Below are 12,879 nucleotides of genomic sequence, written 5' to 3' on the forward strand. Positions count from 1 at the left end.
AAAATAATGATCGTTTTTGGTACGAGGCCGGAGGCTATAAAGATGGCCGCTTTGATTCGTGAACTAAAGTCGTATAACGAGATAGAGCTTAGTGTGTGTGTAACAGGGCAACATCGTGATATGTTAGATCAAGTTTTAAAGCTTTTTAATATAGATGTTGACTTTGATTTAAATATCATGCATAAAAATCAAAACCTCACATCAATAACAACCTCAATCTTAGAAAAAATAGAAGAGATTTTTAATTTACTAAAACCTGATTTAGTTTTAGTTCATGGGGATACATCAACTACTATGGCTACAACTTTGGCTGCTTACTACCACAAAGTAAAAGTTGGGCATATTGAAGCAGGACTTAGAACTAATAACCTTTACTCTCCGTGGCCTGAAGAGGGTAATCGTAAAATTGTTGGATGTCTTGCAGATTTGCATTTTGCTCCTACAATAACAGCAAAAATAAATCTTCTAAAAGAAGGTATTCCAGAGGATAAAATTTTTGTAACAGGAAATACAGTGATTGACTCACTATTAATTATGCAGTCAATTAATGAAAAATCTGCTTATCAAAATATCATGCAAATGCAATATGGTTTTTTAGATAATTATCGTCATATGATTTTAATCACAGGACACAGAAGAGAGAATTTTGGTGTTGGGTTCGAAAATATATGTAAAGCGATTAGAGAATTAGCTGAAACATACTCTGATATTGCCTTTGTTTATCCCGTACATTTAAATCCCAATGTTATGGACCCCGTCCATAAAGCCTTATCAAAACAGAATAATATTTACCTGATAGAGCCAACAGGTTATGATCATTTCGTTTACCTAATGAGTAAATCTCACATTATATTAACCGACTCTGGCGGGATACAAGAGGAAGCACCTAGTTTGGGAAAGCCTGTTTTAGTTATGCGGGCTAATACTGAGAGGCCTGAAGCTGTTGATTCTGGCACTGTACTTCTCGTTGGAACAGATAGTGCAAACATCGTAAAACATACATCAAGCTTACTTAATGATGCAACTTTATACGCTCGAATGAGTGCCGCCCATAATCCTTATGGAGATGGTACGGCATCTAAGAAAATTGCTGATGTGATTTTAGGGAAAGTACATGGCTAAACTATTAGTAATTACAGAGTCCTACCCAAGTCACAAAAATATTTATAACATGGGGTTTGTACATAGTCGAAATATAGAATACCTAAAGTTAGGGGTATCTGTAGATGTATTGAGTTTTAGCGCGGAAGAAAACTACACGTTTGAAGGGATAGAGGTCTTAAAAAGAAACTCTATAAATATTCGAGATTTGGCTCAATATGACTGCGTTGTTTCACATGCTCCAAATATTCGAAATCATATCCTATTTTTATGGCAATCTTTTAAATACATTAGAAAGGTGGCTTTTATTTTCCATGGGCATGAGGCACTCAAGATCAATGACTACTATCCAAGAATTTACCCGTGGGAGCGGAAAAACATTATTAAAAACTGGTCGCAAGATTTATATGATTACTTTAAGCTAAAGATCATGCGATTGTCGATTAATCATTTTTCGCATAAATTAAAATTAATATTTGTAAGTAATTGGATGAAAGATAATGCCCTTAAATGTTTAGGCAGCATAAATACTGATAAAATATATATCATCAATAATCCTATTAACCAGGCTTTTGTGAATCAAAATTTTAATGCCGATTGTGCTAAAAAAGGAGATTTTATTACGATACGACCTTTGGATAATAGCAAATATGGAATTGATTTGGTTGTTGCATTAGCTGAAAATAATCCTCAATATACTTTTACAATATATGGTAAAGGGCAGTATTTTCAACATCTGCCTAAACCTAAAAATATCTTCCACATATCAGATTTTGTACATCAAAAAGATATTCCAGAACTTCTCAATAGCTATCGCTACGCTATCATGCCCACTCGTTTAGATGCTCAAGGTGTTATGATGTGTGAAATGGCGGTTTATGGTATACCAATGATTATTTCAGACTTGCCAGTTTGCCATGAAATGTTAGATTATTACTCAAATTGTGTATTTGTTAAAAACTTAGAGTTCCACAAAATAAAACTAACCCATGACTATATACCCAAACCTAAAGCGGTTGCACAATTTCCATTAGTAAAAATATTTAACTCAGCACAACTGGCAAGAGAAGAGTTAAATATTTTTATAGGTACAGAATAATTGGCGTGATTCTCATAGAAATACCATTAGTAGCAATGATAAGATTTTTATCGATATAACATACAAATAAATTTATGAATGACTTTAAAAATATTTTAGTTCTAGCCCCGCATACAGATGACGGGGAATTAGGCGCAGGTGGTGCAATTGCTAAATTTTTAGAATTAGGCGCTGATGTTACCTATGTGGCATTTTCTACAGCAGAAGAATCTGTACCTGATGGCATGCCTAAAGATATTTTAAAAACTGAGGTTCGAGAGGCTACGCAGGCACTAGGTATCCCGTCTGACCATTTGATTGTACTTAATTATGAGGTGCGTAAATTAAACTATGCACGCCAAGAAATTTTGGAAAATTTAATACACATTAAAAGAACTAAAAAATTTGATCTCGTGCTGATGCCTTCATTAAAAGATATTCATCAAGATCATACAACTGTTGCCCAAGAAGGTTTAAGAGCTTTTAAGGGAACGACTATTTTGGGCTACGAGTTGATTTGGAATAATCTTTCATTTGATACAACTTCATTTATTAAATTGAGTAAGCATCATGTAGCAAAAAAAGTTGCTGCACTTCAGTGCTATAAATCGCAAAATGGACGTGATTATATGTCAGAAGAGTTTATTTTCTCTTTAGCAAAAACGCGTGGTGTGCAAATTGGTGCGGAATATGCGGAAAGCTTCGAGGTGATACGATGGGTTATAAGCTAAAAAAATCGATATCTTTAAAAGAAATTTTAATTGCCAATCAAATATTGTTTGATGATTTTAATGATTTTGAAATCACGAACGTTGCAGCGCTAAATCAAATTACTGAAGGCAGTTTTTCGTTTGCAAAATCGATTCAAAATATTGAGGTGAATTGTGCTATTTTAGTCTCGGAAAAACCTAAAATGCCGATGCAAAAAAAAACTTGTTATATCTATACTGACAATCCACGTTTGAATTTTATTCGAGTTTTGGATTTTTTAGAAAAGCATATTGGTTTTTCTCATTTTGATTTTGAATCACAAATTCACCCATCGGTGATCATGGGTTCAAATGTGCTGATAGAGCGAGGCTGTAAAATTGCAGAAGACGTTATATTAGAGCATAACGTTGTGATTTATAGTGGTACGTCTATAGGCAAAAACTCGAGGATTAGAGCCAATTCATCTATTGGAGGCGATGGTTTTGGTTTTGAGCGAATGGGAGAGGAAGGATTGCCTATTCGCTTTCCTCATTTGGGTGGCGTAGAGATTGGTGAAAATGTGGAAATAGGATCGAACACTTGTGTTGTCAGAGGTGTTTTATCAAATACCATTATTAAAAACTATGTCAAAGTGGATAATTTAGTGCATATTGCACATAACTGTATTATCGAAGAAGGTGCATTCGTTATTGCTTGTGCAGAGCTCAGTGGGGGGGTTCATATTGGGCGAAATGCTTGGGTTGGTCCTAATGCTTGTATCATTCAAAAACTATCTATTGGTGAAAATGCCTTAATTGGTATCGGTTCGGTGGTTACAAAGTCTGTAGCGGATAACGCAATTCATGCAGGTAATCCGGCAAAATTTATTAGAAATCAAGATATTTAAAATTATGAATATACTGTATATCAATCATTATGCAGGTTCTCCTAAGTACGGGATGGAGTATCGTCCATATTATATGGCAAAAGCTTGGCAGCAAATGGGACATAGGGTTACCATGGCCGCGGCGGCTTTCTCCCATATTCGCACCAAACAGCCCTCGATTAATGGTGAGCAAATTAATCGCAAAACAATTGAGCATATTGATGGAATTGATTATGTTTGGTATCCAGCGCCTGAGTATGATGGTAATGGCATTGGCAGGTTGAAGAATATTTTTACTTTTTTATGGGGTTTATGGCGAGATACGAGTAATCTGTTAGAAACGGCTAAGCCAGATGTGGTTATTGCTTCAAGTACTTACCCTATGGATATTTGGGTAGCTCATCATTTTGCTAAAAAAGCTAAGGCGAAATTAATCTTTGAGGTGCATGATTTATGGCCGCTATCTCCTATTGAGTTAGGCGGTATGTCGCCCAAGCATCCATTTATTATGTTGTGCCAAGCAGCTGAAAATTACGCCTATAAACATGCTGATGAGGTTGTTTCTATGCTGCCTAAGGTGCATGAACATATGAAAGAACACGGTTTAGACTTAAATAAATTATATATTATTCCCAATGGAGTTGTTGAAGAAGACTGGCTGCCTGAAAATACTCAAGCACTGCCTAACTCACGATTGAATGATTTTTTACTAGAGCAGCAATCTCTTGGTAAATTGATTGTTGGTTATGCGGGATCGCATGGAACATCCAATGCTTTAGAACATTTCATAGAAGCTGCTAAATTGTTAGAAAAGCAAGGTGTGGTTTTTGTGTTAGTTGGATCTGGTTTGGAAAAGAAAAATTTACAAGAAAAAACACAATATTTGCAGATAAATAATGTTCATTTTTTTGATTCAATCCCTAAATCACAAATTCCAGATTTATTGAAATATTTTGATCTTGCGTACATTGCAGCGCAACATTCACCATTGTATCGATTTGGGGTTAGCCCCAACAAACTTATGGATTATATGATGGCAACCAAGCCTATTCTTTGTGCGATCAAAGCGGGTAATGATCCGGTGGGTGATGAGCAGTGTGGTATTACGGTTGAGCCGGGGAATCCGCAAGCTATTGCAGATGGTATTATTGTATTAGCCAAGCTTTCTAAAGAAGAAAGATTGGCGATGGGTCAACGTGGTCGGGAATTTATTCTAAAAAACCAAACTTATACAGTGTTGGCTAATCAATTTTTAGAGGTAATGAAAAAATGAATCGCCCATTCCTTCCTTTTGCGTTACCTGAAATTGGCGAAGAAGAAATTGCAGAAGTAGTCGACAGCCTGCGTTCAGGCTGGGTGACAACGGGCCCAAAGGCCAAGCGCTTTGAGGCTGATTTTGCCGACTACCTGGGTGGCGAGGTGCAAGCATTGGCGGTAAATTCCGCCACTTCCGGTTTACACTTGGCTTTAGAGGCATTGGGTATTAAAGCAGGGGATGAAGTGATTGTGCCCACTTATACATTTACTGCTACTGCAGAAGTGGTGCGCTATTTGGGCGCACATCCGGTTTTTGTGGATATTGATCCAGCTACTTATAATATTGACCCTGCAGCTGTTGAAGCGGCAATTACCGATAAAACCCGCGCCATTATGGTGGTGCACTTTGCCGGTCTTGCTTGCGATATGCAACGTATTATTGCCATTGCCAAACAGCATGATTTGAAAATAGTAGAAGATGCAGCACATGCTTTTCCATCTCGCTATCAAGATAAACTTATTGGTACGCTGGATACAGATGTTACCGTATTCAGCTTTTATGCCAATAAAACCATGACCACGGCAGAGGGAGGGATGTTGGTATCACGCCATCCGGCCATTATCGAGCGTTGCAAAATTATGCGTTTGCATGGTATCAGCCGCGATGCTTTTGATCGCTACCAATCTAAAACACCGGCTTGGTATTATGAAGTGATTGAGCCGGGCTTTAAATACAATATGCCGGATATCAGTGCTGCTATCGGTTTGCACCAGCTAAAGAAAATCAACCGTTTTCATGAGAAGCGCTGTTTGATGGCAGCGCGCTATAATGCGGGCCTAGCCAATTTGCCTTTAGCGTTGCCGCCGATGCCGGATAATATCAATCATCATGCATGGCATTTATATCCAATACGCTTAACCGATAATGCTACGGTGTCGCGTGATGAATTTATTATCAAAATGGCAGAACAACAAATTGGCTGTTCTGTTCATTTTATTCCTCTACACAGGCAGCCGGTATGGCGGGATAACTATCAACTGCAATCATCTTCTTTCCCCCATGCTGATTCTTTGTTTCAGAATGTGGTGTCTATTCCGCTGTATACTATTATGACAGATAATGATCAACAATATGTCATTGAAACCATACATGCGTTACTGTGATAGGCCGCATCATGACTTTATTCTGGAAGCGGTTGTTTGATATTACGGCCTCAAGTATTGGTCTACTGGTTTTATTACCTGTGTTTATGGTGCTTGCCATATGGATTAAGCGCGATTCGGCCGGTCCTGTCTTTTTCCGGCAACATCGGGTTGGGAAAAATGGCCGTCTTTTTTCGATTCATAAATTCCGCAGTATGTATCTGGATACCGAAAAAGTGAGCCGTCTTACCGTGGGAGCCGATAGCCGAATCACACCAAGCGGCCGCTTTATCCGTAAATACAAGCTAGACGAGTTGCCCCAACTTATTGATGTGGTGGTGGGCAATATGAGCTTGGTAGGACCCCGGCCAGAAGTACCTGAGTTTATGAATCTATATCCTACGGAACAACGGCAAAAAATATTATCGGTACGTCCGGGTATTACTGACCGTGCCGCCATCGAAATGGTGGATGAAAACGATATTTTGATGCAATATGAAAATCCGCATCAAGCTTATGTTAATGTAATTATGCCTTTGAAAGCAAGATATTATCTTCAGTATATTGAGCATATTTCCCTTGCTGAAGATATTAAAATTATTTTGGCTACCTTAAAGAAAATAGTATCCCGTTAAATGAACCTAATCACTGCTCTATTAAGTTTACCGCGCAATACAAAAAAAACCATTTTGCTAACACATGATTTTTTAATTATTTTGTTTGCATTTTGGTTTAGCATCGCTATTCGTTGGGACTTCATCCATGAAGTTGCTAAAAAAGAGTATTGGGTGCTTTGGGCGATTACCACGGTGGTTACGATCACATGCTTTATCCGCTTGGGTTTGTATCGTGCTGTGATTCGTTTTTTGGGCAGTAAAGTGCTCAGCACGGCACTTGTGGGCAGCATTATTTCGGTGTTGATTTTAATTTTAACCGCCTATTTTTTGCGCATTGATTTGCCGCGCACCATACCAATATTGTATTTTTTGCTGCTATTAATATTGCTTACCGGATCGCGGCTCTCCATTCGTGCTTGGCTGCAAGGTTCTGATCGGCGCCATGCAGTGCCCGTAATTATTTATGGTGCGGGCGATTCGGGGCGCCAGTTACAAGAGGCTTTGTCTCAGCTCAATGAGTATTACCCTATCGCTTTTGTGGATGACGATCCCAAATTGCATCGCAGTGTTATCCGCAATATCGGAGTTTTTTCACCGCAAGATTTGCAAAAATTGATTGAGCGCCATGATGTAAAAAAAATCTTATTGGCGATGCCTAGTATTCGGGTAGAGCGGCGTAAACAGATTATCCGCCATTTGGAAATTTATGCTTGCGAAGTGTTAACGATCCCAGGCATGAAAGATTTGCTGGATGGCAAAGTTAGCGTAAGTTCGCTGAAAAAAGTTTCGGTTTTCGATTTGCTTGGGCGCACGCCGGTGGAACCGATGGCTGAGCTGATGGCGGCGAATATTGCCGATAAGGTGGTAATGGTAACCGGTGCCGGTGGTTCCATTGGGGCGGAGCTATGTCGTCAGATTATGCAACATCGCCCCAAAAAGCTGGTTATGTTTGAATTGTCTGAGTTCAATCTGTACAGCATTGATAAAGAGTTAAATGAATATAAGCAGCTTCACGGCTTGGATATTGAGCTGCTCCCGTTATTGGGCTCGGTTCAGGATCAAGCACGGCTGCAGGCAGTGATGCAAACATACGAAGTGGCCACCATTTATCATGCGGCCGCATACAAGCATGTGCCGATGGTTGAATTTAATGTGGTGGAAGGCATACGCAATAATGTATACGGTACCTTGCATTGTGCTCAAGCGGCGATTGCTGCCGGGGTACAAAATTTTGTATTGATTTCCACCGATAAAGCGGTACGTCCCACCAATACCATGGGGGCTTCAAAGCGTTTGGCCGAATTGGTATTACAAGCACTGGCTGCTATGCCTAATCAGGCCACTTGTTTCTGCATGGTGCGTTTTGGCAACGTTTTGGGCTCATCCGGTTCAGTGGTGCCGGTGTTTGAAAAGCAAATCCTTGCCGGGGGGCCGGTTACCTTAACCCATCCGGAAATTACCCGGTTTTTTATGACCATTCCCGAGGCGGCGCAGCTGGTGATTCAAGCCGGAGCAATGGGCAAGGGTGGCGATGTGTTTGTGCTGGACATGGGGGAGCCGGTTAAAATAATCGACTTGGCACAACAAATGGTGCATTTAAGCGGCTTAACGCTCAAAAATGAAAACAACCCTAAGGGTGATATTGAGATTAAAATCAGTGGTTTACGCCCTGGTGAAAAACTATATGAAGAGCTATTGGTGGGTGAACAGGTGTGCGGTACCAGCCATAGCCGCATTATGACGGCACAAGAAATATTTCTGCCTTGGCCGCAGCTGGAAACTTTGTTGGCAGCGCTAGACGAAGCCTGCAACAACAATGATCAACCAACAGTGCGCCACTTATTATTACAAGCCCCTGCTGCCTTTAAGCCCAAAGACAATATTTGCGATTTGGTGTGGCAGCAACAAAAAATGGCGAGCGGGCAGCCGCTAAACGAATAGAAATAGAATAAGCTAACTAATGGTATAATTTCACGTTTTATCCAAATTTTGATTTGAAAGGTTTGCAGTGAATATAAAACTGGGTATGGTCACGCTGGCTGCGATGATGGTATTGGTGGGTTGTTCAGTGGTTCCCGGCAGCAACCTTACGGTGGGTGGCAAAGAAATAAGAGTCCCGGCCACTAGGTCTGCAGATATCAACGCCATGGCCACAGTTTTCCCCATCACTCCCATTTTATTGGCACAACTGCAGCAGCAGCCTGCTTACATGGATAAATATAGATCTACATCGGCACAACAGCCATACCGCTACCGAATCGGCAGTGGTGATGTATTGAATATCCGAGTGTGGAATCACCCACAGCTCAATGTGGTAACGGAAGCCAATAACACCCAAGGCAAGCAAGTCAGCTCAGGTACTTGGGTGGACGAATCCGGTTATTTGTTTTATCCCTTAGTGGGCAAAATTTATGTGAAAGGCAAAACCTTGCCTGAAGTACAAACGTTGCTTACCGCACGCTTGGCACGCTACCTGAAGCAGCCGCAATTGGATGTTAATATCGCCGAATTTCGTTCACAAAACGTTACCGTTACCGGTGCGGTGAAGCAAAGCGGCCAGCTGTCGGTAACCAATGTGCCGATGTCATTGCTGGATGCAATTGGCTTGGCGGGCGGTTTTACCGAGCAGGCGGATACCAATCGGATTAAATGGACCCGTAACGGCAAAGAGCAAACGATTTCGTTGCAAGACATTGTGCGCAGAGGGGATACTGCACAAAACCGCTTGCTGGGCGGTGGCGATATTGTGTATGTACCGCCGCGCGAAGACGCACAGGTTTATGTTATGGGAGAGGTGGGTAAGCAGTCGGTCTTAACCATGGGCAACAATGGTTTGAACTTAACCGAAGCGCTGGGTAAGGCTGAAGGCATGAATCAAAACTTGGCCAATGCTACCGGTGTGTTTGTGATTCGCAACCAGCCCTTACAAACAGAAGGTAAACCCATTCATATCTATCAATTAAATTTAAGCGATGCCACCGCCTATGCTTGGGGAACACAATTTGCCCTAAAACCGGATGATGTGGTCTATGTAACTGCGGCGCCGGTGGTACGTTGGAACCGTGTATTGTCACAAATTATGCCGTCATTGACTACTGCCATTTTGTTAAACAATACACTTAAATAATATTTAAGTGTATTGTTTGCCATATCCCAAGCTGGCTGAAACAGGATTTTGCTTAAATTTAATTTAGTAATAGTAAGTATTTCAAGCAGGCTTGATTTGGCTTGCTTGTGTATTTTGAATCAAGATAGATGAAATCGGATTTGTAGAATAGAGGTTGGTCTATGTTTAACCGGATTTTGGTGGTTTGTATCGGCAATATTTGCCGCTCGCCCACAGCAGAGCGTTTGTTGCGCCAGAGGCTGCCTGAACATACAGTGGATTCTGCCGGCCTGAGTGCTTTGGTAGGCAACCCGGCCGATGCTGCTGCAAATACCGTTGCGGCTCAGCATCAGCTCAGTTTGGCAGGCCATCAAGCGCGTCAGCTGGATGTCGAAATATGTCAGCAATATGATTTGATATTGGTGATGGAGCAAGGCCATGTAGACATGGTTTGCCAACTATTGCCCGCTGCACGCAGTAAAACGATGCTTTTTGGCCAGTGGCTTCCGCATGGTCAAAAAGAAATTGCCGACCCGTATCGGCAAAGCACGGAAATGTTCCTGCATGTTTATCAGCAAATGGCAAAAGCTGCTGATTTATGGTCAGAAAAATTAAAGCATAACCTATCATGATTTAAATACCAGATTCTAAATCATAAAATTAAAGGTAAGTATCGGCATCCTGTCACCTCAATGTTGGTAGATGTGCCTTAATACCGCTTCTAAAATTTATATAAAGCAAATATAGACCACAATATGGCTCCTCAAACCAACACCAACAAAAACCACTCAGCACAAAATACCGATGATGAAATCGACTTAAGCCGATTGCTCAGTACCTTATTTTTTCATAAATACCAGATTGGTGCGGCGATTGCGGCCGGGGTATTGGTGGGTGGCTTATATGCGGTTACGGCAACCCCTATTTACCGTGCAGATGCCATGCTGGAAATTTCCAGCAACAAAAATCAGATTTTGAGTAATTTGACGGATATATTACCAGCACAGCAATCGGTTGCGGATCCTGAAGTTGAGTTAATCCGCTCGCGCTTGGTGCTGGGTAAAACCGTAGAGGATTTAAAGCTAGATATCACGGTTACGCCAAAATATTTTCCGTTGGTGGGCAAGCTATGGCATGGCAACAGTGCTGATCCGGTAGCAGAAATCAGCGTATTTACCGTTTCGCCGCAATGGCACGGTAAAGCATTTACGCTGACCGCCCAGAATAAAACCGATTTTACCGTGGTGACGCCGGATGGCGATGAGTTGGCCGGTAAAGTAGGTACCGCGCTGGAAATCAATGCCGACAGCCGTTTACTGGTGCGAAAGCTGTTGGCCGATGAAGGCCAGCGCTTCACTTTGGAGAAGTCATCATTTTTGAGCACCATTGACAACATGCTGCTTAATTTGTCTGCGGCTGCGCGCGGCCGGAATAGTCCGATTATCGGCTTAAGCTATACAGGTGAAAAGCCAGAGAAAATTCAAACTATTCTTAATAGCATCATCCATAATTATGTTCAGCAAAACCGCGATAAAGATGTGCAAATGGCCGCCAACGGCTTGAATTTTATCACGGAAGAGTTGCCCCGCTTAAAGGGTGATTTGCAGCAGGCAGAAAACAAATTGAATGCCTACCGCGCCAAAAGCGGATCCTTGGATATTCCGGTGGAGGCTAAAGGGGCATTGGATAGTTTGTCCAAAATTGAAATGCAGATTACCGATTTAAAAACCGAAGAGGCCGGGTTGACAGAGCTGTACACCCGCGAACATCCGGCATATAAAGCATTGCTGGATAAGTTGAGCATCTTGAATCAGGCCAAAACCCGCCTGAACCAACAAATCACCGCCATGCCGCAAACGCAGCAGGAAATCATCCGCTTAACCCGCGATGTGGAAATCAACCAAGCGATTTATGTGCAACTGCTAAATAAACAGCAAGAGCTGGGCATCCTTAAAGCCAGCTCTCAAGGTAATGTACGTGTTATCGATCAAGCCATGACCGCAGACAAACCCATTAAGCCGAAAAAAAGCATGATTGTTTTATTATCGGCGGTGGTGGGCGGCCTATTGGCCGCAGGGTGGTATTTGGTTAAAGCATTACTGCATCGAGGCATTAACTCTGCCGATGAGATTGAAGCTTTGGATTTGGATGTATTGGCCAGTGTGCCCTTGTCTGAGGTGCAACGCAAACGCGATAAACTGTGGGTAAAACTAAAAAGGGAAGCACCTACCTATGCTCGCGCCAATGTCTTATTGGCCTTAAAAGATCCTACCGACACCGCTATTGAGGCCATTCGTGCGCTGCGTACCAGCCTGTATTTCAGCATGATGGATGCTCGTAATAATGTGGTAATGATTTCTGGTGCTACACCTGGCGTGGGCAAATCCTTTGTGTCTGCTAATTTGGCGGTGGTGATGGCGCAATCGGAGAAAAAGGTATTGTTGATTGATGGCGATATGCGCAAAGGCTATATGCACCATCTAATGGAAACGGAGGTGGGCACCGGCTTAGCCGAAATTTTGCAAGACAACCACGCTGATTATGCTGGCACAATACAGCATACTTCTGTTCCTAATTTGGATTTCATCAGCGCGGGTAAAACTCCGGAGAACCCATCTGAATTACTGCTGAATGGTCGGATTGGTGAATTGCTTGCATGGGCCGGTGAAGCTTATGACTATGTTGTGTTGGATACTCCGCCGGTACTGGCGGTAACCGATGCTGCGGTAATGGGGCAATATGCCGGCGTTGTGTTACTGGTCACCCGTTTCGGACAAACCGCGGTACCGGAGCTGGAAGCCTGTATTACCCGCTTTGCCAACAGCAAGGTGCGTATTGACGGTGTGATTTTGAACGGTATAGAGCGAACAGCACAAAATTACTATAGCTATGAAAACTATGCTAAAAAATACCAATCCGAATGAAATCAGACGTATAGAAAATAGGCAGTCCTATGCTGGGTATCTGTAAAATAGGAAACGCAAATGAATTTAAAACCTTT

The 12,879-nt window shown here is 41.8% G+C and carries 11 protein-coding genes; all 11 read left to right on the plus strand.

Going from position 1 to position 12,879, the window contains the following annotated elements; translation table 11 throughout:
- Positions 1 to 6 precede the first annotated feature (6 nt).
- The 11 genes from wecB (at position 7) to JQU52_RS03270 (ending at position 12,802) form a co-directional block, all read left to right on the plus strand.
- Positions 7 to 1,122: a non-hydrolyzing UDP-N-acetylglucosamine 2-epimerase gene (gene wecB / locus JQU52_RS03220; RefSeq protein ID WP_230340513.1), complete on the plus strand. Its 1,116-nt coding sequence runs from the start codon at positions 7 to 9 to the stop codon at positions 1,120 to 1,122.
- Positions 1,115 to 2,200, plus strand: a complete 1,086-nt coding sequence (locus JQU52_RS03225) for a glycosyltransferase (protein ID WP_230339723.1) — start codon at positions 1,115 to 1,117, stop codon at positions 2,198 to 2,200. Before wecB ends, JQU52_RS03225 begins: the two co-directional genes overlap by 8 nt.
- Before the next feature lie 74 nt (positions 2,201 to 2,274).
- On the plus strand, positions 2,275 to 2,910 hold the full coding sequence (locus JQU52_RS03230) for a PIG-L deacetylase family protein (RefSeq protein WP_230339724.1): 636 nt from the start codon (positions 2,275 to 2,277) through the stop codon (positions 2,908 to 2,910).
- Positions 2,895 to 3,776 (plus strand): UDP-3-O-(3-hydroxymyristoyl)glucosamine N-acyltransferase, encoded by an 882-nt coding sequence (locus JQU52_RS03235; RefSeq protein ID WP_230339725.1) that lies wholly within the window; start codon positions 2,895 to 2,897, stop codon positions 3,774 to 3,776. Before JQU52_RS03230 ends, JQU52_RS03235 begins: the two co-directional genes overlap by 16 nt.
- Positions 3,733 to 5,028: a glycosyltransferase family 4 protein gene (locus tag JQU52_RS03240; protein ID WP_230339726.1), complete on the plus strand. Its 1,296-nt coding sequence runs from the start codon at positions 3,733 to 3,735 to the stop codon at positions 5,026 to 5,028. The genes JQU52_RS03235 and JQU52_RS03240 overlap by 44 nt, the downstream gene beginning before the upstream one ends.
- Entirely contained in the window at positions 5,025 to 6,176 is a 1,152-nt protein-coding gene (locus tag JQU52_RS03245; protein ID WP_230339727.1) for a DegT/DnrJ/EryC1/StrS family aminotransferase, read from the plus strand. The genes JQU52_RS03240 and JQU52_RS03245 overlap by 4 nt, the downstream gene beginning before the upstream one ends.
- An 11-nt stretch (positions 6,177 to 6,187) precedes the next feature.
- Positions 6,188 to 6,790 carry a sugar transferase gene (locus JQU52_RS03250; protein WP_230339728.1) on the plus strand — a complete coding sequence of 201 codons (603 nt, stop codon included), beginning with the start codon at positions 6,188 to 6,190 and terminating at the stop codon, positions 6,788 to 6,790.
- Entirely contained in the window at positions 6,791 to 8,713 is a 1,923-nt protein-coding gene (locus JQU52_RS03255; RefSeq protein ID WP_230339729.1) for a polysaccharide biosynthesis protein, read from the plus strand. It begins immediately after the preceding gene.
- 85 nt (positions 8,714 to 8,798) lie between these two features.
- The gene (locus JQU52_RS03260; RefSeq protein WP_268866635.1) at positions 8,799 to 9,899 is read left to right on the plus strand and encodes a polysaccharide export protein; all 1,101 of its coding nucleotides are present in this window, start codon (positions 8,799 to 8,801) and stop codon (positions 9,897 to 9,899) included.
- A 161-nt stretch (positions 9,900 to 10,060) separates the two neighbouring features.
- The gene (locus tag JQU52_RS03265) at positions 10,061 to 10,510 is read left to right on the plus strand and encodes a low molecular weight protein-tyrosine-phosphatase (protein ID WP_230339730.1); all 450 of its coding nucleotides are present in this window, start codon (positions 10,061 to 10,063) and stop codon (positions 10,508 to 10,510) included.
- A gap of 123 nt (positions 10,511 to 10,633) precedes the next feature.
- Positions 10,634 to 12,802, plus strand: a complete 2,169-nt coding sequence (locus JQU52_RS03270; protein WP_230339731.1) for a polysaccharide biosynthesis tyrosine autokinase — start codon at positions 10,634 to 10,636, stop codon at positions 12,800 to 12,802.
- Positions 12,803 to 12,879: the final 77 nt, after the last annotated feature.

The organism is Paralysiella testudinis (genome assembly GCF_016894345.1).
Taxonomy (GTDB): Bacteria; Pseudomonadota; Gammaproteobacteria; order Burkholderiales; family Neisseriaceae; genus Paralysiella; species Paralysiella testudinis.

Coding starts and splice junctions, on each gene's coding strand:
- JQU52_RS03255 (WP_230339729.1), top strand. CDS start 6,791: ATGAACCTAATCACTGCTCTATTAAGTTTACCGCGCAATACAAAAAAA.
- JQU52_RS03260 (WP_268866635.1), top strand. CDS start 8,799: ATGGTCACGCTGGCTGCGATGATGGTATTGGTGGGTTGTTCAGTGGTT.
- JQU52_RS03250 (WP_230339728.1), top strand. CDS start 6,188: ATGACTTTATTCTGGAAGCGGTTGTTTGATATTACGGCCTCAAGTATT.
- JQU52_RS03240 (WP_230339726.1), top strand. CDS start 3,733: ATGCAGGTAATCCGGCAAAATTTATTAGAAATCAAGATATTTAAAATT.
- JQU52_RS03235 (WP_230339725.1), top strand. CDS start 2,895: ATGGGTTATAAGCTAAAAAAATCGATATCTTTAAAAGAAATTTTAATT.
- JQU52_RS03230 (WP_230339724.1), top strand. CDS start 2,275: ATGAATGACTTTAAAAATATTTTAGTTCTAGCCCCGCATACAGATGAC.
- wecB (WP_230340513.1), top strand. CDS start 7: ATGATCGTTTTTGGTACGAGGCCGGAGGCTATAAAGATGGCCGCTTTG.
- JQU52_RS03265 (WP_230339730.1), top strand. CDS start 10,061: ATGTTTAACCGGATTTTGGTGGTTTGTATCGGCAATATTTGCCGCTCG.
- JQU52_RS03225 (WP_230339723.1), top strand. CDS start 1,115: ATGGCTAAACTATTAGTAATTACAGAGTCCTACCCAAGTCACAAAAAT.
- JQU52_RS03270 (WP_230339731.1), top strand. CDS start 10,634: ATGGCTCCTCAAACCAACACCAACAAAAACCACTCAGCACAAAATACC.
- JQU52_RS03245 (WP_230339727.1), top strand. CDS start 5,025: ATGAATCGCCCATTCCTTCCTTTTGCGTTACCTGAAATTGGCGAAGAA.